The organism is Nocardia sp. XZ_19_369, assembly GCF_015355715.1.
Lineage (GTDB): Bacteria > Actinomycetota > Actinomycetes > Mycobacteriales > Mycobacteriaceae > Nocardia.
Genome location: NZ_JACVED010000005.1, coordinates 265,900 through 290,349, shown reverse-complemented (window position 1 = coordinate 290,349; position 24,450 = coordinate 265,900). Strand labels below are relative to the sequence as shown.

The window sequence follows — 24,450 nt, the reverse complement described above, 5'->3', positions numbered from 1 at the left end:
GTAACCTAATCGAGACCTTCTCGAATTACCCGAGGCACGCAGTTCGCAAACCTCGTTTCGCGAGGAAGGCGCTCGTCGGTCAGATCGTCGGTTCCAGAGAGATCGTTTCACCAGAGAGCGGGGCACGGCACGCTGTGGCAGCACACCGGAGACATGGCACACGACGTCTCATGGGCGGCGTCCTGGCGGCCGGAGTGCTGGCCACCACCGCCCTCTACGGTGGCGGTCCGGCCGGCGCCGATCCGGTGGCGCTGCCGAACACAGCCAGCGAGGCCGTGCAGCGGATGATCGACCTCTCGCGCCAGTCCGAGCAGCTCAACGAGCAGGCCCTCGTCGCGCAGACCGATCTCGACGCCAAGCTCGCGATCCAGCAGGACGCCGACACCAAGCTGGCCGCCAGCACCGAGCTGGTGAACCGGGCCCGCGACGAGGTCCGCAAGTACCAGCCGATCATCGACCGCACCGCGATCGCCGCCTACCAGGGCGCGCGTACCAACCGGCTGTTCGCGGTGCTGGTCAGCGATTCCCCGCAGCAACTGCTCGACCAGATGTCCACCCTGGACGTGCTCGCCGCGCAGACCTCCGCACAGCTGGACCAGTACAAGGTCGCGACCGACGCCGCCGACGCGGCCGAGACCGTCGCGCGCCGAGCCGCCGACGAAGCCCACGCGGCCGCCCAGAAGGCCGACACGGTGCGCGCCGACCTGGAACGCAAACGCAGCGACCTCGGCGGCGCCATCGCGCAGGTGGTGCAGGCGTGGGGCTCGCTGTCCACCAAGGACAAGTCCGCGCTGGCCGGTTCGCCCTTCCCGCCCGGCTTCGACCGCGACACCCTGCTGCAAGGTCTGGTCCCCGGCAGCGGCACCAGCGCCCTGGCCGCAGGCCTCACCCGCATCGGCGACCCGTACGTCTGGGGTGCGACCGGCCCGAACCAGTTCGACTGCTCCGGCCTCGTGCAGTGGGCGTTCAAACAGGTCGGCAAGAACGTGCCGCGGACCAGTTCGGCGCAGGCGTCCTACGGCACGCCCGTCGCCAAGGACGATCTGCAACCCGGCGACGTCGTGTTCTTCTACCCCGAGATCTCCCACGTCGGCATCTACGCGGGCAACGGACTCATGTTGCACGCCTCCACCTTCGGTGTCCCGGTCGCCGTGGCACCGATGAGCACCACGCCGTACAACTCCGCTCGGCGATACTGAACACCTATGAATGGACATGACCTGTCCAACCCTTCCCCCGCCGGGGTGGTCTCGGCTGCGGGCGCACGTCACGAGGTGGAGTCATGAGTGGGCTGCGGGGCCTTCGCGAGTGGTGGTCGGCGCGGCGACGATTCGAGTTCTGCCTCACCGTCGCGATGGTGGTCACGCTGACCGGTCTCTGCGGCGCGCTGGTGATGCTGCCGAACTCGGCACTGCCGAAACCGCATGCGGCAGAGGCGACCGACGCCGTCGGCCAAGCTCCGGCCACCGACCCGCGACTCGCCGAGGTGCGCCGCAGCATCGAACCGTTCGGCCCGATCGTCGCCCGCCAGGTGAGCACCGGCGACGGACAGCAATCCCTGGTCGTCGGCCATCCCGCACAGCGCATCGAAATCGACGTCCTGGAGCGTGAACTCGCCGCCGCGACCACTGCGGTCACCGAGGTGTGGGGCACGGACTGGGCGCAGGCCAGCACGGTCGTCGTCGCCTCCTCCCCGTCGGAGTTCGCCGGCCTGGTGCACGCGGGTGCCGCCATGTCCACCGAGGTCGCCGCCGCCTCCGTCGCCGACCCCTTCGCGCCGGGCACCCGCCCGACCGGGCAGCGCATCGTGTTCAGTCCCGACGCGGGCCGCCGCCTGGACCCCGATGGTCTGCGCACCCTGCTCCGCCACGAACTCACCCACATTGCCACCCGCGCCGACACCCGTGACGGCGCACCCCTGTGGATGCTCGAAGGTTTCGCCGACTACACCGCCCACCGCGACCAGGGCCGCCCGTTCGCCGACATCGCCCCGAGCCTCACCGCGCGGGCCCGGCTGCACGCCCTCCCCGGCGACCTCCCCGCCGACGCCGGCTTCACCGGCCCCGATGCCGCCGCCACCTACGAGCAAGCCTGGTCCGTCTGCGCCTACATCGCCGACAAATACGACGAACCCCGCTTGGTCGAGCTCTACCGCCGGATCGCCGCCACCCGCCAGACCCCGGCCACCGAAGATCAGATCCTGCAGACCGTGCTCGGCCTCAGACGCACCGAATTCATCGCCGACTGGCGTAATTGGCTGTCCGCGCAGACGATCTGAGCCGCACCGCGAGTCACCCGGCGGCCACGAACACGCCGCGGCGGCGCGGCAAATCGCACACAGTAGGTTGTCACCATGGCCCGAACTCTGCTGGTGACCAATGATTTCCCGCCGCGGCCGGGTGGTATTCAGTCCTATCTGCAGGCCTTGGCCGGGCAGCTGCCGCCGGATGATCTCGTCGTCTACGCCCCCCGCTGGCGCGGCGACAGCCATCTGAAGTTCGATGCCAAGCAGAAATTCCAGGTGGTCCGCCATCCCACCACGCTGATGCTGCCGACCCCGCTGGTCATGCGCCGCGCCGCACGCCTGCTGCGCAGCGAGAAGTGCGACACCGTGTGGTTCGGCGCCGCCGCGCCGCTCGCCCTCATGTCGCCGGTGCTGCGTCGCGCGGGTGCCGAGCGCATTCTGGCCAGCACGCATGGGCACGAGGTCGGCTGGTCCATGCTGCCCGGCGGCAGGCAGGCGCTGCGTCAGATCGGTGAGCACACCGACGTGGTCACCTACGTCAGCAAGTACACCCGCGGCCGGTTCGCATCGGCGTTCGGGCGCAATGCCGCGCTGGAATATCTGCCGCCTGGTGTGGACACCGACGAGTTCCGGCCCGACCCGGCCGCGCGCGCGGAACTGCGCGATCGCTACGGACTCGACGACCGGCCGACGATTCTGTGCCTGTCCCGCCTGGTCCCCCGCAAAGGTCAGGACGCGCTGATCGTCGCCATGCTCGAGATCCGCAACCGCGTCCCCGGTGCCGTGCTGGTGATCGCGGGCGGCGGACCCTACGAGGAAAAGCTGCGCCAACTCGCCGTCGCCCTCGGGATCGAGGATGACGTCATCTTCACCGGGCGCGTCCCCTCCGGTGAGCTGGCCGCCCACCACACGCTGGCCGATGTGTTCGCCATGCCGTGCCGCACCCGTGGTGCGGGTCTGGACGTCGAAGGACTCGGCATCGTCTATCTCGAAGCGTCGGCTTCCGGCGTGCCCGTGGTCGCGGGTCGATCCGGTGGCGCACCGGAAACCGTTATCGAAGGGGAAACCGGGCGCGTCGTGGACGGCCGCTCCGCACAGCAGATCACCGACGCGCTCGTCGATATCCTCGCCGATCGTGACGCAGCCGCCCGGATGGGTGCCGCGGGTCGCGCCTTCGTGGAGGAACACTGGCGCTGGGATTCCCACGGTGGCCGGCTCCGCCACCTACTGCGGTGAGCAGGCACCCGGGACCTCGAGTTCCGCGGTCTGTCAGTCCTGTCTCACGGAGCACGACGCGCCGAACGAAGCGAGCAGATGGCCACAGCCCGGGCCGCGTGCAGCAAGGCGTGCGGAGCGAGGGCGTCGCTGGGACAGGTCATCCATTAGGCTCAGCGGCGTGAGGAAGCGAAGCATAGACGCAGCGCCGCTGGACGCGGGTGCGTCGAGCGCTAGCGAGGTGGAGTCGTGAGTACTATCCAGGTCGCCGACCAGACATTCGTCGCCGCGCCGGGAACCGCCGTCGCCGATATCCTCGCGGCCCAGAACAATTGGCGCCGCTGGTGGCCGGACCTGACCCTGGTCGTCCGGGAAGACCGCGGCGACAAGGGAATCCGCTGGACCGTGTCCGGCGCGCTGGACGGCACCATGGAGGTCTGGCTGCAGCCCGCACTGGACGGCGTCATCGTGCACTACTTCCTGCACGCCGAACCGCAGCCCGCGCTGCCGGCCAGCCGCGCGGCCGCCGCCAACCGCGCGCGCCGGGTCGCAGGCCGCGCCATGTCGTTCGAACTGAAATCCCGGCTGGAGGCAGGTCGCCCGGCCGGTGTCGCACCTGCCCACGCCTCCTGACGCTCTCACCCAGTACAGCACCGACGCTGAAAGGAACAGCTGTCCGCTATGGCCGACAGGACCCAGAGGTCGATCATCATCGAGGCCCCGTCGCAGCAGGTGATGTCCGTCATCGCCGACCTGGAGTCCTACCCGGAGTGGGTCGCGGCGGCGAAATCGGTGGAAGTACAGGAAAAGGACCCGGATGGCCGGGCGCGCACCGCGCGATTCGTCCTCGACGCGGGCGTGGTGAAAGACAGCTATGTCCTCGCCTATACCTGGCGCCCGGACAACAAGGCGGTCAGCTGGACGCTGGTCAGCGGTGAGCTGCAGAAAGCACAGAACGGCACCTACGAACTCATCGACCAGCCCAACGGTCACACCGAGGTCGTCTACACGCTGACCGTCGACTTGAACATCCCGATGATCGGCATGTTCAAACGCAAAGCCGAGAAGGTGATCACCGACACCGCGCTGAAAGAACTGAAGAAACGGGTCGAAGGCTGACGACGCACACGACCCGTGTCGAACTGTTCATCGGCAAAGGCGGGGTAGGCAAGACGACGCTGGCGTGTGCCACCGCCATGTCCTATGCCAGAGCGGGCCGCCGCGTGCTGGTCGCCTCGCTGGACCAGGCGCATTCGCTCGGCGACGCGCTCGGCTTCCGTTTCCCGCACGATCCGGGCACCGTCACCGGGATCGCCACCGTGCTGCCCGGTCTCGACGTGATCGAGGTGGATTCCCTTGCGCTGCTGGAGGATCGGTTCCGCGACGTGGTCCGCGTGCTGTCGCCGGGCACCGGGCACGACCACGGCATCGACCTCGCCGCACTGGACCCGGCCGAACTGACCGGCCTGCCCGGCGTGCAGGAACTGCTGATGCTCGTCGAGATCACCCAGTTCGCCAACGAGGACGACTGGGACGTGATCGTCATCGACTGCCCACCCTCGGCCGACATGCTGCGCATCATCACCGCGCCGGACACCCTGCTCGGTTATCTCGAGCGGATCTGGCCGCCGCACGCCAGGGCGATGAGCACAGTCGGCACCGACCTGCGCCGCGCCGTGCTCGCCGCGACCGTCGAACGGATCGTCAAGGCAGTCACCGAGGTCCGCGATCTGCTCGCCGACCACCGGCGCACCGGCGCGCGCCTGATCACCGTCGCGGAGCGGGTGACGCTCGCCGAGTCCGAGCGGGTGCGCTCCGCCGCAACGTTGCTCGGGTTGCGGCTGGACGCGGTGGTGGTCAACAAGGTGCTGCCGCCGACCACGCCACTCGACCCCGCCGCGCCGCTCGACAGCGCGCACCCCGCGGTGCACTGGTATCTGAACCGGCGCGCCGAACAGCTGGCCGCGATCGCCGAATTAGAACGCGCGATGCCGGGTATCCCCGTCCTGATCGCACAGCACACCGGACCGGAACCGATCGGACTGACCTCGCTCGCGGCCCTGTCGTACGCGGTGGACTCGGACAGGAACACCGGCGACCCAGCCTTTATGCTGAGCGACAGTCCGACGGAGGTTGACGCGAGTTCCGGCGAACCGATGGTTCGATGGGAATCAGGCAGCGGTCTGCACGCGATATACACACTGCGGATGCCCCTGCCCGTTGTCGATGCGGCGACACTGCGACTTGGCCGAGTGGAGGACGATTTGATCGTGGGAGCGGACGGTGTCCGGCGGCGAGTTCGTCTTGCGCCGGTATTGCGGCGGTGCACGGTCGACGGCGCCGAACTCGACGGTGGTCAGCTCGTGGTGCGATTCCGGCCCGACCCGGACTTATGGCCGGAAGGTAGCGGCGATGAGTGAGCGGAGCGGCGGGTTTTTCCGGCGGGGTGGAAGTGGTGAGTCTGCCGAGAGTCGGGGCACACGAGGTTCCGAGGCCGGAGACCGGGATGTCAGCGGTGATCCGGCTGCATTTGGTTCCGATCAGGACGTCGACGGACCGAGCACCGCCGATGATCGGACGGCCGGTAGGTCGGGATGGCGCGCCAAGCGATCGGACTCGGTCGGTGATCGGACTGCCGACAGTTCGGACCGGGACGCCGAAGAACCTGCTACGCCTGGTGAGCAGACCGCTGGCAGCTCGGGACGGGGCACCGGATCTGGTCCGCGCGAGGATCGGACCGCTGGTTCAGCTCGTCGCGCCGAGGACACAGCTCATGCCGGGCCGCAATCGAAATCCGGTGGCCGGTCGAAAGGCACTGCCGCAGAAGACGATCCAATCGACGGCCTTGCCGAGTTCGCCGCCGAGCTGAAGCTGCTCGCCGAATCCGTGCTCGAGCGCGTGGAACCGGTATTGCGCCAAGCGGCCGACGGGCAAGTGGAGTGGTCGAGCTGCAATTGGTGCCCCGTTTGCGCAGCGGCCGCGTTGATGCGCGGTCAACACCATGAGGTGCTCCAGTCCGTGGCCGATCACGGCACCGCCATCGTGACGGTGCTGCGTGAGGCATTGGCCGGGGTACCGGTCGAGCCGGTCATGCCCGAGTCCGATCCGACCCGCCACAACCATGGCGTGTCACCGGATTCGACGCCGACCGGCGCGGAACCCGCTGCCGGACACCACACATCGCGGACGGGCACCCGCTCCCGCTATGTCAGCATTCCCGTGACGATCAAGGCATGACGCACCGCATAGCAGGTGCGCGACCGCTGACCGTCGGAATCGACGTCGGCGGCACCAACATTCGCGCCTCCGTGATCGACACCAGCGGCGAGGTACTCGACACCGTCCAAGCGCCGACCCCGCACTCCGCCAAGGCGCTCGAGGACGCACTCGCCCGGTCGGTCCGCGAGCTGTGCGAACGGCACCCGATCGGCGCAGTCGGTCTGGCCGTCGCCGGGTTCATCAACGGCGATCGCTCCACCGTCCGTTTCGCACCGCACCTGCCTTGGCAAGACACGCCCGTCGCGCAGCGGCTGACCGAACGCCTAGAGCTTCCCGTCCTCCTGGAGCACGACGCCAACGCCGCCATGTGGGCCGAGTATCGATTCGGCGCGGCGGCCGGCGGTCACAACGTGGTGCTCGTCGCGATCGGCACCGGCATCGGCGCCGCCCTGCTCATCGACGGTCAGCTGTATCGCGGAACGCACGGCGTCGCACCGGAACTCGGCCACCTCCAGGTCGTGCCGCAGGGCCGCGCCTGCCCGTGCGGCAAACGCGGCTGCTGGGAAAGGTATTGCAGCGGAACGGCGCTCGCCGACACCGCGATCGAAATGCTGGCCACCGACCCGGTCCGCTCGGTCCTGGCCAGGGACGTCTTCCGCGACCCCGGTTCACTCACCGGCCGCCGCGTCGCCAATGCCGCGCAAGACGGCGATCCGCTCGCCGTCCGCGTCATGGAGGATTTCGCCCGCTGGCTCGGGCTCGGCTTGGCCTTCGTCAGTGACATCTTCGACCCCGACCTGGTCGTCATCGCCGGCGGCGTCAGCAGCTCCGCGCCACTCTTCCTGGACGAGGCACGCGAGGAATACGCCCGCTCGGTCACCGGCGCGGGTCACCGGCCGCTGGCCCGCATCCGCACCACCCAACTGGGCGAAGCCGCGGGCATGATCGGCGCCGCCGACCTGGCCCGCGCCGCACTCATCGAAAGCGAACGCAAGTCCTCGCGAGTAGCCCGCAGCCACTGAGCTTTCCCCGGACAGTCGACGTTTCATCGCCTGCAGCAGTGGTATTCGGTGGTCGAAGACTTTGCTTCGGTCGCCGATGACCTCCTGATCCGGCCGCCGAGGAATCAGCTGCCGGTCACCGATTACGGCGCATCCGCCTGCTCATGGCAGAGTGTGGTGAGATTCGCCGCTGCGGTTGGATGTGATCTGGCACCAGCGGTAAAGTCGGCAACTGACGCAGGTGCCCGCCTCTATCCCGGTCCGGGGGAAGGACGTCATGTTCTACTGGCTGCTGAAGTACGCGCTGCTGGGACCGTTCATGCATCTCTACAACAGGCCAACGGTCGAGGGCGTAGAGAACATTCCGGCGGACGGACCGGCGATCATGGCGGGTAACCATCTCTCCTTCGCGGATTGGCTGTTCGCTCCGCTGATGAGTCCCCGTCGCATCAACTACCTGGCCAAGGCCGAGTATTTCAACACCCCGGGCATCAAGGGCGCCTTCCAGAAGTGGTTCTTCACCACCACCGGACAGTTCCCGATCGACCGCACCGGCGCCGACGCGGCCGAGGACGCACTCAACGCCGCCCGCAAACTGCTCGATCAGGGCCGCCTCGTCGGCCTCTACCCCGAGGGCACCCGCTCCCCCGACGGCCGCCTGTACAAGGGCAAGACCGGCCTGGCCCGCCTCGCGCTGGAGACCGGCGTCCCGGTCATCCCGGTCGCCGTCATCGGCACCGACCAGGTGAGCCCGCCCGGACCTTTCCGCTGGCGTCGCCGCAAGGTCACCGTCAAGTTCGGCACCCCCATCGACTTCTCCCGCTACGAAGGCATGGGCGGCAACCGCTTCGTCGAGCGCGCCGTCACCGACGAGGTCATGTACGAGCTCATGCAGCTCGGCGGGCAGGAATACGTCGACGTCTACGCCGCCAGCCTCAAGAAGAACGTGCCCAGCGGCGCGCCCCGCGAAGAAGCGACTCGCATCCCGCACACCGCCGCCAGCTGAGCCTCACCCAGCCGTAGCCCGCCGACCAGCAGAATCGCTGGTCGGCGGAGCTGTTTGTGGCGCACGGTCGTCCACCACTCTTCGAGCAGCACCGGGGGGATGCTCGCCCGGCACTCGCAGAACTATCGATCATGAGCTTGCTGCGATCATCGCCTGCACCGTCAGGCACTTCCTCCGGTGCGGTTGTCGTGGTGATTCCATCCGCATGGGCCGGTGTTCGACAAGCGACCGCGCATGCGCACGAAGAGATTTCGCGGCAATGGCCCGGCCGTGATTGATTCGAGCTAGGTTAGCTGCCGATGCCTCGCAGGTGCCGAGGTCATACGTCTCGAATAGTGGGGGAACACGGTGTCGGTCGGAAGTGGGACCGGGGATGGCAACGGTGGTCCGGGAAGCAGCGATCCGGGTGGCGAACCCGGATCTACTGTCCCGGACTGGCAGAAGATAGGTGCACTGCTCACCGCCGCAGGCTTGGTGGTCGCCGTCATCTTCGGCGTCCAGCAGTGCTCGAGCTCGAACGGTACGACGAGTGGTATCACCAGCTCGACACCATCTAGCTCTGTGCCCGGCGGCCCGAGCAGTACTACCTCGACCACGGTGCCGACCACTACGCCACCCGATGAGGAGTCACCGCTTCCATTCTCTACGGGAACATTTCGCGACTCTCAACCGTGGAACCAGACCAAAGACCTCGATAAAGATCCCTGGGACTTAGGCAACTGGCCGAATGACATCAACTATCTGACGGTAGGCCAGGACCATCTCGGGGGTGTGCAGCTGGTGCTGCTTGCCGACGGTGTCAGTGCGACGTACCAGACCTGTCGCAGCCAGTCGTACTCCCGGACGCAGATCAAGTGGACGGAAATGAAACCCGGCAGTGAGTTGTGTTTGCGCGTGAGAGATCCGAAGAACCCCGACAAGACCCGTGTCGGACAGCTCACGATCGGATCGTTCCTCATCTCCGCCAAAGGTGTCACAGACGTGAGCTTCACCGGACAGGTGTGGGCGCCCACCCGCTGATCGACCACTAGCCGCCGAAGTCGCGGCGCTGCGGTGGCTGCGGTTGTGGCTGCGCGGGCCACCGCCCTGCGTGTGGGCGCCCGCATTGTGGAACTACACCGCGCACAGGCTGATACTGCGAGTTGCGAAAACCGAACGCGGCGGCGGGTTCACTACCGCGCCGGATCAGATTGTCCAGCCGGGCACCCCTGGAATGTAGGCGCCAGCTTCGACGGCAACAGCACCGAGGGGAAACCAGCGCCGTCGCCGTCCCGACCTACGGCTTGGCGAGGATTGCAGTCGTGAGATGGGTGGCGTAGTCGACTATTTCGGCGCGGGTGGCTGGGATTCGACCGGTGAGCCAGTCGAGGAAGAGGGAGACGAGGGCACCGGACAGGGCACTGATCGGCATGGTGAGGTGTTCCGTATGGAGCGACTGGCCGGGGGCGAATTGGGCGGCGACGAGGAGCACGAAATTGGGGAGGACGGCCGAGCCATGGGTGCGCAGAGTGTCGTCAGCTAGGGTTTCGCGGAACATGATTCGGCCGCGGCGCGGGTCTTCCTCGAAGTACTGGGCAGCCGCATCGAAAGCCACGCGTAGGCGGGCGGTTTCGTCGCCGGGTGCCGTGGCCAACCGCGTCGTGACCGCGTCCAGCAGACCGTGCGCGACCTGGTCGTACACCTCCACGAGCAGCGCTTCACGATCGGGGAAGCTCTCGTAGAAATAGCGCAGGCTCAGCCCGGCCGTCCGGCAGACAGCCCGCATGGTGGTAGCCGCCGCGCCATCCGCGCCGAGCAGTTCGAACCCGGCGCGCACCAATTGGTCGCGCCGCTCGGCGGAACGGTCGGCCATGGTGCTGCCGCGCCAGGTGTTGTCGGCTGACGAACTCACGGTGCTGATGATGTCACGGCGCGGTCGGGGACTCCGCCGTGCGCGGCGACACGCGTTGTTCCAGTCGGCGGATCAGGTCGTGCGTGCGCGGGTCGAGGCTGAGATACCGGTCGAGCGCGACGTTGACCGCACCGCGTAGCAGGGCATACGGCTCCCAGACGCTCGGGGCGATCGTGCGCGCCGCTCGATGGGTGATGCCGTCGGCGATGCTGGCGGCGGCCTCGGCGGCGGTGATGCGCCGGTTCAACGGCCATGGCAGCAATTGCCCAACGGCGCGGCCTAGTTCGTCCTCGTCGAGGGTGTGCTTGGTCATCGCGGTCTCGACGATGCCGAAGTAGGCGACCCCCGCGCTGGCGCCCGTCGGCGCGAGTTCGACCCGCAGTGCGCGACCGAATTGTTCGACGCCCGCCTTGCTGATCATGTAGGGCGAGCCGCCCATACCCGGCGCGAAGGCGGCGCAGGACGACACCACCACGACATGCCCACGGGCAGCGACGATGTCGTCCAGGGCCGGGCGAACGGTATTGAACACCCCGGTCAGATTGATTGCGAGGACGCGATCGAAATCGGCGGAATCCATGGTGCGGATCGTCGCCGGGGTCGGCGTCACACCGGCATTCGCCACGACGACATCGATCGTGCCGAACCGCTCCCGGACCGTCGCCAACGCCGCGATCATTCCGTCCCGATCGGCGACATCCGCGGGAACAACCAGCGCACGCTCTCCCAATTCGGCTGCGGCACTGCGTGTCCTCACCTCATCGAGGTCGATCATTGCTACCGAAGCCCCCCGCCGGTGCAGTATTCGAGCCAATTCGAGCCCGATCCCCTGCCCCGCGCCGGTGATAACCACCACCCGGTCGCGTACCTCGAAACCGGCTGTCGGCCAACACAAACCCAACATCATGCGATCCTCGCCATTCGCTCGCGATCCGACATCATCCACGTATCCCACTCGTCAGATAAGCGTCCTCATCGAATCGACTTGTGCGGCGGGCGTATTCGAAGCTCCAGTTCGGGTACAGCCCGGCATTCGCACTGCCGTCGGCGGTTTGGTAGTAACTGCGGCAGTTGCCGGTCACCCAGACGGTGTCGCGGCTGCGGTCATCCATCTCCCGAAGGAACGCCTGTTGCGCCTCCGGGCGGACCTCGATCCGCTGGAGTCCGTTGTCCCGCATGGTCTTCAACGCATCGACGATGTAGCGGATCTGCGCCTCGATCATGTAGATCGCGGACTGGTTGCCGGCGGCGCCGAACGGGCCGAGGGTGGTGAAGAAGTTCGGAAATCCGGTCACCGTGGTGCCGAGGTAACTTTGCGGACGTTCGCGGTACAGCTCGCCCATGCTGCGGCCGTCACTGCCGCGGACTCGATCGAACACCTGTGGCGGCACGCCGAACCCGGTACCCCAGATGATGGTGTCCACTTCGTGCTGAACACCGTCGTCGGTACGGATCGAACGCGGCCCCACCGCGGTGATCCGCGAGGTCACCACCTCGACGTTCGGCTGCGTGAGAGCCGGGTAGTAAGCGTCGGAGAAGATCGCCCGCTTGCAGCCGATCATGTAGTCGGGCGTCAGCCGTTCGCGCAGCCGCCGATCCCGCACCTGCCGACGCAATTGGAAGCGACCCAACGCCTCGTACGGATGCCGGAATCGTTTGTCCACGAAGCCGACCAAACCGAAGCCCTCGATACCGGCAAAGTAGGCGCCGCGGACCGCCTTGCCCAGCAACGGCATCCGCCGCAGCGCCGACCGTTCGAGTGCGGACGTGGCCCAGTCCAGCCGCGGCACGATCCACGGCGCGGACCGCTGGAACACCGTCAACTGCCCCACCGCGGGCTGAATCTCGGGAATGAACTGCACCGCCGACGCCCCGGTACCGATGACAGCCACCCGCTCGCCGGTCAGGTCATGTTCGTGATCCCAATGCAGCGAATGGAATTGCGTACCGGTGAAGTTCTCGATTCCGGGCAGTTCCGGAATCTGCGCCTCGCTGAACGGGCCGATCGCCGAAACGAGCACATCCGCCGTCATCGTTCCTTGCGACGTGTTGATCCGCCAATGCCCGTGTACGTCATCCCAACTCGCCTCGTGCAACTCCGTGTCATAGCGAATATGCCGCAGCACACCGAATTTCAGTGCCACCGTGCGCAGATAGTCCAGAATCTCCGGCTGCGTGCCATACCGGCGGGTCCACTCCGGATTCGGCGCGAACGAGTACGAATACAGCGCCGACGGTACGTCACAGGCGCAGCCGGGGTACGTATTCGCTTGCCATGTGCCCCCGAGATCGCCGGCCCGCTCGAGAATCACGAAATCCTCGAACCCGGACTCCCGCAACCGCACTCCGAGCCCGATCCCCGCGAATCCGGCGCCGATGACTGCGACAGACACATGCTCTTCACTGTTTGCCATGGGCTACTTCCTGTTTCGCTACGCGGTCGGCTGCGGGTAGGTGTCGATAACAAAGCACGACGTCGCTCTCCTACCAGGGGCGACCCTTCGATCGGGCTGCTCCGCCAGCAGCGGACCAGGCGCCGTCGCCCTACAGGAATCACCCGATTCCATTAGAATCAGATGATTCCTCTAGTGTCTCGATAAGTCAAGGATCAGATCGGAGCAGTGGCGCTCCGGCCCGCTTGACGGGCCCTGATAGGGGTTCTGTCGTGCAGCCGGAGTGACACATTCGGTCAGGAACCAGCCCGAGTTCGTGATGTCACGACAATGGCCGCCACGAGAAGGTCGGTCGATCCGTTTTGGTGCAGAATTCAACGACGGCACAACAACCTTGCCTCGCGCCGAACAGGACCTCCCGGCGACACAGTTTTCGCCGGTGGCGCAATAGATTTGCACTGCCGACACGAAGTTCACAACACCTACATCCTCGGCAATACGCGTGCACGACAAGCTGCCCCGGCAAGCACCGCACGTGTCGCCATCATGTGGGGAGCCTTGCCAATCAGCCACCGGCGCACCGCTCCTCGACCGTATCTACTCGGCATTACTCGGCTCCCGAGTAGGGGTATCACCAAAGAAAACACGAATAGTCTTCTGCGCCAACTAAAACCGGCCGCCGCACCCACTAAACTCGCGATCGGAACCGCCAACCGATCAACGACCTCGCCACGCAGCGGGTCGACGAACTGCAGGGGGAAGCTGTGACCGCGACAGCCAAGTTCGGTGCCATCTCGCTCGACAGCAAGGATCCACGCGCACTAGGGCTGTTCTACCGGCAGCTGCTCGGTCTCGAGCTCGAGTACGAATCCGATGAACTGGTTGTGCTCCAAGGCGATGGCGTCACACTGACGATCGAGCGGGTAGACGACCACATCCCGCCGGACTGGCCCGGCAACCGGGTCCCCAAACAGATGCACCTCGACCTGTTCGTCACCGCACTCGACAGCGCCGAACAGGCCGCAATCGCCCTCGGCGCATCCAAACCCGACCCGCAACCCGAACCCGATCGCTGGCGAGTCCTCCTGGACCCATCCGGCCACCCCTTCTGCCTGACCGTCCCAGCCATACCCATCGGGTAACGCACCGAACACCTAGTCGGGCAAGGCGATAAAGCTGCAGCCATGGCTACAGCTGCGGCCCCCGACGCGGCGACAGCTTGGTTACGGCGGCGACTTCGCCACCGCCCGGCTCCGCCACGCCACGCCACGCCACGCCACGCCACGGCTCGGCTCGGCTCGGACCACGGCCACGCCTCCGGGCCGTGGTCCGGCGACGGCCCGGCACCGGCCATCTGCGCGGTTCGGGCCACGCCATCCGCACTACCCCTGCTACAGCTCCGATTAAGGCCGCGACCACGGCACGCTCGGCCACCAACGGCAGGGCCACGCCGCCAGCCACGACTGTGGCACGGCTCCGACCCGGCAGTGGCTTCGGCGACTGCGGCCACGGCAAGACCCCAACTTCGGCCACGGCTGCCACTCCGACTACGGCACGCCGCGACCACGGCTCAGGCAGCGGCGGCACAGCGCCGACACCGGCCACACGGCGGCTGCCGCTTTGGCACGGCTCCAACTTCGGCCCGACTCCGGCCACGGCGACGACCGCGGCGACGGCGCAACTTCGACCACTCCGGCTGCGGCTGCGGCTGCGGTGGCTGCGGCTGCGGCGGCTGCGGCGGTGGCGACTGCGGCAATGGCACGGTTCCGACCAAGGGCCACGGGCGGCGGCCTCGACCCAGCCACACTCGACTCGACTTCAACTGAGAGCATTTACGGCACATGACTGCGACGAAATCGAGATCCCCTCAACGGTGTCCGACTCACCGCCAGGTCTGCGGGACACCCGGCCTGCCCGGACACTTTCCCCACCTCACCGCGGAAATTCCCGCTGACCGGCCCGAAACTGTCCGCGCAGGCCGCCCAGTTACCCCACCGGACCGGACCCGTTCACATTGCGTTGAGATAGCTGGTCCAGGGTGATCCCCATGACTGGTTCGACCCAAGGCTTCTCCCGCCGCACCCTGCTGCGCACCTCCGCGCTCGGCCTCGTGGCCGCCCCCGCGCTGGCCGCGTGCTCGTCGAACGACGGACCCGGCCTTGTCCGGCATCGGCCGGTGCTCACGCACGGTGTCGCGGTGGGTGACCCGCGCAGCGACGGCGCGCTGATCTGGGCGCGTTCCGACCGCCCCGCGAAGCTGATCGTGGAGACCGCCTCGACCGAATCGTTCACCAACGCCAAGCGATTCACCGGACCGTTGCTCACCCCGGATTCCGACGGCACCGGCCGGGTCCGCGTCAATGGCCTGCCCGCGGGCGAGCAAGTGCACTACCGCGTCACCCTGGAGGGCGACGACGGCGGCACTTCCGAACCGATCACCGGCGTGTTCCGCACCGTCCCCACCGGCGCGTCCGACATCAAGCTGCAGTGGTCCGGCGACGTCGTCGGCCAGGGTTTCGGTATCAACCCCGACCTCGGCGGCATGAAGATCTTCGCCACCATGGCCGCCCGCGACCCGCACCTGTTCATCCACTCGGGCGATTGCATCTACGCGGACAATCCCATCAAGGAATCCGTGACGCTCCCCGACGGGCGAATCTGGCGCAACATCGTGACCGAGGCGAAAAGCGCTCCCGCACAAACTCTTCAGCAGTTCCGCGGCAACTACGCCTACAACCTGACCGACCAGAATTACCTGCGCTTCAATTCCGCTGTCGCACAGGTGGTGCAGTGGGACGACCACGAGACGGTCAACAACTGGTACCCCGGCGGACTCGTCCCGGCGGCCAAGGACTACACCGAGCGCAGCATGGACACCCTGGCCACCCGCGCCTGGCAGGCGTTCCACGAGTGGATGCCGGTGGAGCCCAGGGATGCTGTGGACGGCCGCCTCTACCGCAAGATCTCCTACGGTCCGCTGCTTGACGTCTTCGTGCTGGATATGCGCACCTACAAGGACACCAACGACGCGAACAACGGTCCCGAGGGTCGCATCTTCGGCCCGGAGCAAACGAAGTGGCTGATCGAGGGTCTGCGTGATTCGCAGGCGACCTGGAAGATCGTCGCCAACGACCTACCGCTCGGTCTGGTCGTCAAGGACGGTGAACAGAAGGACACAGTCGCGTTCGAGGGTCCGGCGAACGGCGATCCCGGCGCGCCATCCGGCCGGGAAACCGAGATCGCCCAGGTGCTCTCGGCGATCAAGGCGAACAAGGTGACCGACGTGGTCTGGTTGACCGCCGACGTGCACTACACCGCAGCCCACCACTACTCCCCCGAGCGCGCGGCGTTCACCGACTTCGACGAGTTCTGGGAGTTCGTCTCCGGACCGCTCAATGCAGGTGCGTTCGGCCCGAATCCGCTGGATGCGACGTTCGGCCCTGAGGCGGTGTTCGTGCACGCACCGCCCGTGCAGAACATTTGTCCGCTCGATGCCTTCCAGCATTTCGGCGAGGTGCGGATCGACGGCAAGTCAAGGGAACTGACGGTCGATCTGTGCGACGCGAGCGGATCCGTGCTGTTCAGCCAGCGGCTGGAACCGACCGCCCGGTAGCACAGGAGATCGGGCGAGCGGCGCGGGCCGCGCTGTAGTAGCTTTCGTGCCATGAGCACGCCGCAGTTTGTCTCCGCCGAGGAATACCTACCCCGCGATACGGCGGATGTCGTTCGCACGGTTCGGGATTCACGCGGACGCGCGCAACGGCTGACCGTGCGCGGCGGCGAGCAACTCGACGACGGCCTGACGCTGCCCGCCCAGCCGACGGTGGTGTCGCTGCGCCGGATGAATCAGGTGCTCGACATCAACCTGGGGCGGCGGACGGTGCGCGTGCAGGCGGGCGCCAAGCTGTCCGACATCGACCGGCGGCTCGGCGCGCACGGGCTCGGCCTGCCGATCGTCGGCGACCATCGCGACATCACCGCGGGCGGATTCGCGTCCGTGGGCGGGGTGAGCGCGGCCTCGCACAAGTACGGCATGTTCATCGATCAGGTCGTCGATCTCGAATACGTCGACAACGACGGCCGCATCGGCACCTGCGGGCGCACCCACCACGCCGAGCGTTTCCACCGCATTCTCGGCGCGGGTGGCCGCGCGGGCATCATCACCGCGCTCACCCTCGACGTGATCGACATCGACAAGGACCGCACCTGGCTCACCACCAACGCGGACCGCTTCCTCGACTTCGACTCGTTCGTCGAACACGCCTACGCCGAGATCATGCGGCCGGGCAACGCGGCGCTGCAAGTAGGTCGCTGGGTCGATACCGCGCCGCTGAAGGTCGCGCGCCCCGGCGGTGTCGGGCATGTGCAGCTGGGCACGGTGCGGTTCGGCCAGTGGTCGACCCTGCACCCCACCGCACCCACCCGTTCGGTGCGGGCGCGCCGTGAGGTCGGGTCGCGTGCGAGAAAGTCGCTGGGTGTCATCGCGTCCGCCGCGAGCGGACCCGCAGGCATGCCGTTGCGCAACGCCGCCGCGGGCGCGGTGCTGTTCGCGCCGAAGGTGCAAACCCTGCGCGACGCCGAATACCTCGCCGACACCGCCCTCAGCTCCTCCGAGCGTGGACCCGCCTACCGCGTCGGCATTTTCGCACCCCTCTCGAGCTACACATCGGTCTTCTACCGCCTGCACGACCTGTTCGCCGGCCACCGCGAACGCACCGGCTGCTTCACCGTCATCTCCGCCATGACCTACGGCGTCCGCTCCCGCTACCTGCGCTCCGAATCCGCCGCCCGCGGCCTCTCCCCCGAAGACCACGGCCTCATCACCTTCACCAGCCGCCTCCGCCCCGCCGCCCTCCCCTCAGAACTGTTGCGCGACATCGTGTCCGGAATCGATGAGATCTGCCGGTCGGAGAACGCGCTGCGGTACGAGTCGGAGGAGTAGGGGTCAACGCACTGGACTCGCGCGCAACGGGCGCGAGACCCGTGGCTCACGCTGAGGATCACGGTCGGCCCGGCGAGCGATGTGTTCGCGCTCGGCGGGGTGCTGGTGTTCGCAGCCACCGGGCACGGGCCGGGCTGCGCCAGACCGCCACGTCCTTATGACCCGTTCGGCGGTCGCCTCGTGCAGGCGATCATCGACGGGACATGGCGCGGCTACAAGTCGAGCGCGGTTCCAGCCGCCGTCCGTCGGCACCTTCGTCAGCAGTGCCATTGATGCCGAGCCAGCGACGATTCCAGCTGTCGCGTATGGAGAGCACGCGTCCTGCACGCTCGCAACCAGACTCGCGCTCCGGCCAGTAGCGGCTGGCGACGGTGGCAACATGCCTCTGGCCCGCACGCCCAAGCGGGCCGACAAACCACCGAACGCAACGCCCCGACGTCCCACTCAGCGAACCACCGAACTCGCAACGGGGCATGGATACGGTGAAACGCTGAAAACAGCGCCGTCACGTCCCATTCGGCGACCGCCTCGTGCAGCCGACCGGCGAACGGGACATGGCGACGGCAAACCGCAGGAAGAGGCGCCCTCATGTCCCACTCAGCGAACCACCGAGCGCCCAACGGGACATGGCGACGGCAAACCGCAGGACGCGGCGTCCTCATGTCCCACTCAACGAGCCACCGCGCACCGAACGGGACATCGTGGCGGCGGAACACCGAATACGACGTCCTCACCATTCGACGAACTACCGACCATCAAGCGCGGCATAGCGGATGCGAGCCGCAGGCCACGACGACTCCATGTCCCACTCGGCAAGCCACCGTGCACCCAACGGGACACGGCAGCGGCAAACCGCAGGACGCGGCGTCCTCATGTCCCACTCGGTGAGCTACCGATCACCGCACGGGACGTAGCGGCGGTGGCGCGCTGGGTATGGCGGCTTCATGTCCCGTTCGGTGATGCAGTTGGGCTGGTGGGGTAGCTGTGGTGAGGTGCGCAGGGGCTCAGCGGTGTTCGTCTGGTGGTTGGCGAACGGTGCTAGGCATCCGCGCGAACGGCTCCATCAACCGGGTGGCAAACCCTATACTGTGACCGGCCGCATGTGGTCGCCGGAAGGTTGCGGCGGCAGGCGGCTTCGGCACTGTCGGCGGGGTGCCGTGCGTGTGTTCAGCCCGTTCGCGTGTGAAGGTTGCTGTGCCGATGCCCGAATTTCGTGCTGCCCCGGTGGGATTCACCGATCGTAAACGACACCGTCCGCCGGAGCGCTCGCTCGCCGGCCGACGTGTCCTGATCACCGAGGCCTGTTCGGATGTCGGCCTTGCCACCGCTCACGCTCTTGCCGCCCAAGGTGCGCAACTGTTGTTGGTTGCGCGTGGCAGCGATCAGCTCATCGCGGCCTGCGACCAGATCCGCGCGAACAATGGTGACGCGCACTGGTATCGCTGCGACATCTCGGCGCTCGGCGATGTCGACGAGCTGGTCACCTGGGTGCTCAGCGAATTCGGCGCCGTCGATGTGCTGATCAACACCGCCGGGCGACCCGTGCGCAGACCGGTGACGCAGTCGCTGCACAAGTTCCGCGACTACCAGCGAATGATGGCCGCCAACTACTTCGGCCCCCTACGCCTGACCCTCGGTCTGCTACCCGCCATGCTCCGCTCCGGCTCCGGCCACGTGATCAACGTCGGCCCCTGGAACGTGCACACCGGCGCCGCCCCGAACTTCGCCTCCTACGCCAGCGCCCAAGCCGCCTGGACCACCTTCGGCCAATGCGCCGACGCCGAATTATCCCCGCACGGCATCCAAGTCACCGCCGTCCACTACCCCGCCTTCCGAGCAGACCTCGACTCCACCGAAGACCGCAACGAAGCCGACCACACCGCCCACCGCATCGAATCCGCCATCCACACCAGCACCCCCCGCCCCGAACCCCGCTTCACCCGCACCCTCTACGCCCTAGCCGGCGTAGCCCCCCGCTCCACCGCCCGCCTAATGCACGCCTTCGGCATCTAACCCGCCGTAATCCCGCGCACCAGAACGTCGCCCAGCCGTGCGGCATCGATCCGGGGAGCGAACCACTCTCCCCCTCTACGCCTAGCCGGCGTGCCCCCGCTCCACCGCCCGCCTTCGGCATCTAGCCCTGCCAGTACCGCACCAGAACGTCGCCCAGCCATCCGGCATCGATCCGGAGACGCCCCCACTTACTCGGCGTAGCCCGACCGGTCTGCGCGCTCGCCCTGATCACTGCGGCCAGATCACCGCCGAGCTTGGGCGACGATGCGGCTGTCGGTCTTCAGCGTGCCGAGCGGCCGCGCCCGAGCAGGTCGAACAGTACTGCCGGCACCCGCGCGAACTGCGGCTGACGCAATCCACATACAACCGAGACCCCACCGCCCTCCGCAAGCCCAACCCCCTTCGCGCCCACTTAACGCAACCTGCACCGCTTGACGCACGCTGCGCACTCTTGACGCTTGCTGCAACACACGTCAAGAACCTACAACCTGCGTCAAGTCGCTTATGGAACGCGAAAGCCCCCTCCGCAACCAAGCGGAGGGGGCTTTCGTGAGATAGCTCAGTGCTTTTCAGGTCCGAGGTAGTACTCGAATACCAAACCTGCGGCGGCGATGAGGACGCAGATTACGCCGAGGCCGATCAGCCAGAACTGGAAGAAGGCCAGGCCGAGGGCGGTGATGGAGCCTGCGGCGGCGAGGGTGATGGGCCAGAAGCTGCCGGGCGAGAAGAAGCCCAGGTCGCCTGCGCCGTCGACGATTTCGGCGTCTTCGTAGTCTTCGGGGCGCAGGTCGAGGCGACGTGCGACGAAGCGGAAGTAGGTGCCGATGATCAGCGACAGGCCGGCGGTGAGCACGGTCGCGGTGGTGCCTGCCCATTCCACGCCGGTGCGGGAAACGCCGGTGAAGTAGCCGTAGACAATCGCGACGATGATGAAGAACACCGTCAGCAGTTCGAATATCCGCGCTTCGATCTTCATATCAGTCCCTTACTTCGCCTCGGCCGCGGTCTTGGTCGTGCGCTCGGTGTTGAACGGCCGAGTCGAGGTGGCGACCGGCGATTCACCGATGGAGTCGAGCGCTTCGGCGTTGGTCTTGCCCGCTTGGCGCGCGTCCAGGTACCTGGTGAACTTCTCCGGCGACACCGCGCGGACCTCGAAGTTCATCATCGAGTGGAAGGTGCCGCACATTTCGGCGCAGCGGCCGACGAACGCGCCTTCCTTTTCGATCTTGGAGATCTGGAAGACGTTGTCCGAGTGGTTTTCCTTCGGGTTCGGCATCACGTCGCGCTTGAACAGGAACTCGGGCACCCAGAAGGCGTGCACCACGTCGGCGGCGGCGAGCTGGAACTCGATGACCTTGTTGGTCGGCAGCACCAGGACCGGCACCTCGGTGCTGGAACCGTAGGTCTCGACCTTGTCGTAGTGCAGGTAGGACAGGATGTCGTTCTCCGGCTTGCCGTGCACCGGGCCCGGCTGCGGGTGACCGTCCTTGGTCCGTTCCTTGTACTCCTCGAGCTGCTCCTGGTTCGACGACTCACGCGTGGTGTCGATGCCTTCGAAGCGGTAGCCGTCCTTGAAGTTCACGTCGCGGTAGCCGAACTTCCAGTTCCACTGGAAGGCGGTCACGTCGACGGTGACGTCGGGGTCGGCCACCTTCTCGTGCACGTAGTTCTGCACGACGACGGTGAAGTAGAACAGCACCGCGATGATGACGAACGGCACCGCCGTGTAGGTCAGCTCCAGCGGCACGTTGTATCCGGTCTGGCGCGGGAATTCCGGGGAGTCCGGCTTCTTGCGGTGGAAGGCGACGGTCCAGAAGGTCAGACCCCACACCAGCACGCCCATCGCCAGAGCGGCGACGATCGACCAGGTCCACAGCTCCCGCATCCGGGTGGCCTGCGGCGTGACACCCGAGGGCCAGCCGAACCGCAGCCAAACATTGTCGATGGAGCAGCCCGAGACGAGCACCGCGGTGATCCCGAGGGACACCGCCAGCCCGGCCCGCCGAAGGATGCGGCTCTGCAGACCCTTGGCGGGTCGTGCCCCGATCTCTTCGCTCGCCTTGTGCGCCACGCTCACGCCTTCCTGGTCGCCACACATTCCGACATTTGCACCGCCTGGGCTGCGACCGCCCGGCGATACGTTCTAAGCACATGTCAGGCCGGTCCCCGGTCGAGCGCATGCGCCGCCTGAGAATGGCCTGAGTACTACGCAGCGTAGACCAAACGGGCGCCCTCTTTGTCGTCGGGTCGCATTCGACACTCCGCCAATGGCGTGCGGACCCCGGTCACCCCGGGATCGGTACGCAAAAGCCCTGGACAGGGAGCGCGATGCGCGCGGAGTGGGCGTGTGCGGCATACTCGGACACAACATTTCGGCCGCTGTGCTCACCGCGAGAGCAGGCCCCGGCACGTACCGGAACAACCGCTCGCGGCAGACGCTGCGCACCGCCCCCGCAAGACATCCGGACGCCGCACTTTCGGCGGCGTCCCGACCGGAGAAACGAGGTTGCCGACGCCGTGTGTGGACTGCTCGGGTTTCTGACATCTGACGAGGCAGCACCTGGCGTGGTGGAGCAGGTGTACGACGCGCTGCACTGCGTCCGGCACCGCGGCCCCGACGAACGCGGCACCTGGCACGACGATCACATGATCTTCGGCTTCAACCGGCTGTCGATCATCGATATCGAGCACTCGCACCAGCCGCTGCGCTGGGGCCCGCCGGAGAACCGGGAGCGCTACGCGCTGACCTTCAACGGTGAGATCTACAACTACATCGAGCTGCGCAAGGAACTGGCCGACGCGCACGGTGCGGAGTTCGGCGACGACGGCATCTTCCTGACCGAGGGTGACGGCGAGGCCGTGGTCGCGGCGTTCCACTACTGGGGCCCCGAGGCGGTGCGCAAGCTGCGCGGCATGTTCGCCTTCGCGATCTGGGACACCGCGACCAAGGAACTGTTCCTGGCGCGCGACCCGTTCGGCATCAAGCCGCTGTTCCTGGCCACCGGCCCCGGCGGGACCGCGTTCGGCAGCGAGAAGAAGAGCCTGCTGGAACTGCTGCCCGCGCTCGAACTGACCGACGCGCTGGATCCGCGCGCGCTGGAGCACTACACCGTGCTGCAGTACGTGCCGGAGGCGGAGACGCTGCACAAGGACATCCGGCGGCTGGAGTCCGGCAGCTACGCGACGGTGCGACCGGGCGAGGCGCCGAAGGCCACTCGGTACTTCCATCCCCAGTTCACGGTGCGCCCGTTCGCGCCGGGCTCGGCGGCCGCGCGTTACCGCGAAATCGCCGAGGCCATGGAGGATTCGGTCGCCAAGCACATGCGCGCGGACGTCACCGTCGGCTCGTTCCTGTCCGGCGGTATCGACTCCACCGCGGTCGCTGCTCTTGCCATGCGGCACAACCCGAAACTGATCACCTTCACCAGTTGCTTCGAGCGCGAAGGCTATTCGGAGGCCGACGTCGCCGCCGAGACCGCCGCCGCGATCGGCGCCAAGCACGTGATCAAGACCGTCTCCCCCGCCGAGTTCGCCGCCGCGATTCCCGAAATCGTCTGGTACCTCGACGATCCCGTGGCCGACCCGGCGCTGGTGCCGCTGTACTTCGTGGCGAAGGAAGCGCGCAAGCACGTCAAGGTGGTGCTGTCCGGTGAGGGCGCCGACGAGTTGTTCGGCGGATACACCATCTACCGGGAGCCGTTGTCGCTCAAGCCCTTCGAGTACCTGCCCGGCGGGCTGCGCAAGCTGGCGGGCAAGCTCTCCGAGCGCATTCCGGACGGCACCCGCGGCAAGAGCCTGCTGCACCGCGGCTCACTCAGTCTCGAAGAGCGCTACTACGGCAACGCGCGCAGCTTCAGCGATGCCCAATTGCGTTCCGTGCTACGCGAATTCCGGCCCGAGTGGACCCATCAGGACGTGACGGCGCCGATCTACGCGCAGTCGCGCGGCTGGGATCCGGTGGCCCGCATGCAGCACCTGGACCTCTTCACCTGGTTGCGCGGTGACATCCTGGTCAAGGCCGACAAGATGACCATGGCCAACTCGCTCGAATTGCGGGTGCCGTTCCTGGATTCCGAGGTGCTGAAGGTCGCCGAAGGGCTGCCGTTCGAGCAGAAGATCACCAAGGAAACCACGAAATACGCACTGCGCCAGGCCCTCGAGGGCATCGTGCCGCCGCACGTGCTACACCGCGCCAAGCTCGGCTTCCCGGTCCCGCTGCGCCACTGGTTGCGCGGCACCGAACTCTACGACTGGGCCCAGCAGCAGATCCTCGAATCGCAGACCGACCACCTGCTGAACAAGGCCGCGATCAGCGACATGCTCGTCGCGCACCGGGCGGGCGGCGTCGACCACAGCCGTCGTCTGTGGACGCTGCTGGTGTTCATGGTGTGGCACGGGATCTTCGTCGAGGACCGCATCAAGCCGGAGATCCAGGAGCCGGTGTACCCGGTCTCGCTGTAGAGGCATCACGGAACGCAACTGTGCCCCTCGATCGAAAGGTCGAGGGGCACAGTGCTGTTCGAGG

Annotated in this window: 21 protein-coding genes; 15 read left to right on the top strand and 6 right to left on the bottom strand. The window is 67.0% G+C overall.

Annotation, left to right across the window (positions count from 1 at the left end):
- Positions 1-170 precede the first annotated feature (170 nt).
- The 6 genes from IBX18_RS20250 (at position 171) to IBX18_RS20225 (ending at position 5,880) form a co-directional block, all read left to right on the top strand.
- The gene (locus IBX18_RS20250; protein WP_194835171.1) at positions 171-1,199 is read left to right on the top strand and encodes an NlpC/P60 family protein; all 1,029 of its coding nucleotides are present in this window, start codon (positions 171-173) and stop codon (positions 1,197-1,199) included.
- Positions 1,200-1,282: 83 nt separating this feature from the next.
- Positions 1,283-2,278 carry a hypothetical protein gene (locus IBX18_RS20245; RefSeq protein ID WP_194835170.1) on the top strand — a complete coding sequence of 332 codons (996 nt, stop codon included), beginning with the start codon at positions 1,283-1,285 and terminating at the stop codon, positions 2,276-2,278.
- A gap of 75 nt (positions 2,279-2,353) precedes the next feature.
- Positions 2,354-3,481 carry a glycosyltransferase family 4 protein gene (locus tag IBX18_RS20240; RefSeq protein ID WP_194835169.1) on the top strand — a complete coding sequence of 376 codons (1,128 nt, stop codon included), beginning with the start codon at positions 2,354-2,356 and terminating at the stop codon, positions 3,479-3,481.
- A gap of 228 nt (positions 3,482-3,709) precedes the next feature.
- Positions 3,710-4,093, top strand: coding sequence for a polyketide cyclase / dehydrase and lipid transport (locus IBX18_RS20235; protein ID WP_147134264.1), 384 nt, complete (start codon positions 3,710-3,712; stop codon positions 4,091-4,093).
- Positions 4,094-4,141: 48 nt separating this feature from the next.
- Complete coding sequence (locus IBX18_RS20230) at positions 4,142-4,579, top strand: SRPBCC family protein (protein ID WP_194835168.1); 438 nt, start codon at positions 4,142-4,144, stop codon at positions 4,577-4,579.
- Positions 4,576-5,880, top strand: coding sequence for an ArsA family ATPase (locus IBX18_RS20225; protein ID WP_228541513.1), 1,305 nt, complete (start codon positions 4,576-4,578; stop codon positions 5,878-5,880). The genes IBX18_RS20230 and IBX18_RS20225 overlap by 4 nt, the downstream gene beginning before the upstream one ends.
- A 325-nt stretch (positions 5,881-6,205) precedes the next feature.
- Here the strand turns inward: IBX18_RS20225 and IBX18_RS42165 are convergent, their stop codons facing one another.
- A complete protein-coding gene (locus tag IBX18_RS42165; protein ID WP_228541435.1) occupies positions 6,206-6,463 on the bottom strand; it encodes a hypothetical protein in 258 nt (85 codons plus the stop codon).
- Positions 6,464-6,478: 15 nt separating this feature from the next.
- Between IBX18_RS42165 and IBX18_RS42160 the strand changes: the two genes are divergently transcribed.
- From IBX18_RS42160 to IBX18_RS20205, 4 genes are all read left to right on the top strand, one after another.
- Positions 6,479-6,697: a hypothetical protein gene (locus tag IBX18_RS42160; protein ID WP_228541434.1), complete on the top strand. Its 219-nt coding sequence runs from the start codon at positions 6,479-6,481 to the stop codon at positions 6,695-6,697.
- Positions 6,694-7,701, top strand: a complete 1,008-nt coding sequence (locus tag IBX18_RS20215) for an ROK family glucokinase (protein ID WP_147134253.1) — start codon at positions 6,694-6,696, stop codon at positions 7,699-7,701. Before IBX18_RS42160 ends, IBX18_RS20215 begins: the two co-directional genes overlap by 4 nt.
- Before the next feature lie 256 nt (positions 7,702-7,957).
- On the top strand, positions 7,958-8,686 hold the full coding sequence (locus tag IBX18_RS20210; RefSeq protein ID WP_107655113.1) for a 1-acyl-sn-glycerol-3-phosphate acyltransferase: 729 nt from the start codon (positions 7,958-7,960) through the stop codon (positions 8,684-8,686).
- A gap of 348 nt (positions 8,687-9,034) precedes the next feature.
- Positions 9,035-9,706, top strand: a complete 672-nt coding sequence (locus IBX18_RS20205; RefSeq protein ID WP_194835167.1) for a hypothetical protein — start codon at positions 9,035-9,037, stop codon at positions 9,704-9,706.
- 256 nt (positions 9,707-9,962) lie between these two features.
- On the opposite strand, the gene IBX18_RS20200 is transcribed toward IBX18_RS20205, so the two are convergent.
- The 3 genes from IBX18_RS20200 to IBX18_RS20190 are packed head-to-tail and all read right to left on the bottom strand — an operon-like array spanning position 9,963 to position 12,991.
- Positions 9,963-10,577, bottom strand: coding sequence for a TetR/AcrR family transcriptional regulator (locus IBX18_RS20200; protein WP_194835166.1), 615 nt, complete (start codon positions 10,575-10,577; stop codon positions 9,963-9,965).
- A gap of 13 nt (positions 10,578-10,590) precedes the next feature.
- Positions 10,591-11,472, bottom strand: coding sequence for an SDR family oxidoreductase (locus IBX18_RS20195; RefSeq protein WP_373889209.1), 882 nt, complete (start codon positions 11,470-11,472; stop codon positions 10,591-10,593).
- Between the two features lie 43 nt (positions 11,473-11,515).
- Positions 11,516-12,991 carry an NAD(P)/FAD-dependent oxidoreductase gene (locus IBX18_RS20190; RefSeq protein WP_194835165.1) on the bottom strand — a complete coding sequence of 492 codons (1,476 nt, stop codon included), beginning with the start codon at positions 12,989-12,991 and terminating at the stop codon, positions 11,516-11,518.
- A 743-nt stretch (positions 12,992-13,734) separates the two neighbouring features.
- Here IBX18_RS20190 and IBX18_RS20185 point away from each other — a divergent pair.
- From IBX18_RS20185 to IBX18_RS20170, 4 genes are all read left to right on the top strand, one after another.
- Entirely contained in the window at positions 13,735-14,112 is a 378-nt protein-coding gene (locus tag IBX18_RS20185) for a VOC family protein (protein ID WP_194835164.1), read from the top strand.
- Positions 14,113-15,017: 905 nt separating this feature from the next.
- The gene (locus tag IBX18_RS20180; protein ID WP_194835163.1) at positions 15,018-16,583 is read left to right on the top strand and encodes an alkaline phosphatase; all 1,566 of its coding nucleotides are present in this window, start codon (positions 15,018-15,020) and stop codon (positions 16,581-16,583) included.
- 51 nt (positions 16,584-16,634) lie between these two features.
- Complete coding sequence (locus IBX18_RS20175) at positions 16,635-17,912, top strand: FAD-binding oxidoreductase (RefSeq protein ID WP_147134234.1); 1,278 nt, start codon at positions 16,635-16,637, stop codon at positions 17,910-17,912.
- Positions 17,913-19,112: 1,200 nt separating this feature from the next.
- Positions 19,113-19,925, top strand: a complete 813-nt coding sequence (locus IBX18_RS20170) for an SDR family NAD(P)-dependent oxidoreductase (RefSeq protein ID WP_194835162.1) — start codon at positions 19,113-19,115, stop codon at positions 19,923-19,925.
- A gap of 559 nt (positions 19,926-20,484) precedes the next feature.
- Here the strand turns inward: IBX18_RS20170 and IBX18_RS20165 are convergent.
- Together IBX18_RS20165 and IBX18_RS20160 are read right to left on the bottom strand one after the other, a co-directional pair.
- Positions 20,485-20,901, bottom strand: a complete 417-nt coding sequence (locus IBX18_RS20165; RefSeq protein WP_107655104.1) for a cytochrome c oxidase subunit 4 — start codon at positions 20,899-20,901, stop codon at positions 20,485-20,487.
- Positions 20,902-20,910: 9 nt separating this feature from the next.
- Complete coding sequence (locus IBX18_RS20160) at positions 20,911-21,996, bottom strand: cytochrome c oxidase subunit II (RefSeq protein WP_107660189.1); 1,086 nt, start codon at positions 21,994-21,996, stop codon at positions 20,911-20,913.
- Positions 21,997-22,442: 446 nt separating this feature from the next.
- On the opposite strand from IBX18_RS20160, the gene asnB reads away from it, so the two are divergent.
- On the top strand, positions 22,443-24,386 hold the full coding sequence (gene asnB, locus IBX18_RS20155) for an asparagine synthase (glutamine-hydrolyzing) (protein WP_194835161.1): 1,944 nt from the start codon (positions 22,443-22,445) through the stop codon (positions 24,384-24,386).
- The last annotated feature ends 64 nt before the right edge of the window (positions 24,387-24,450 follow it).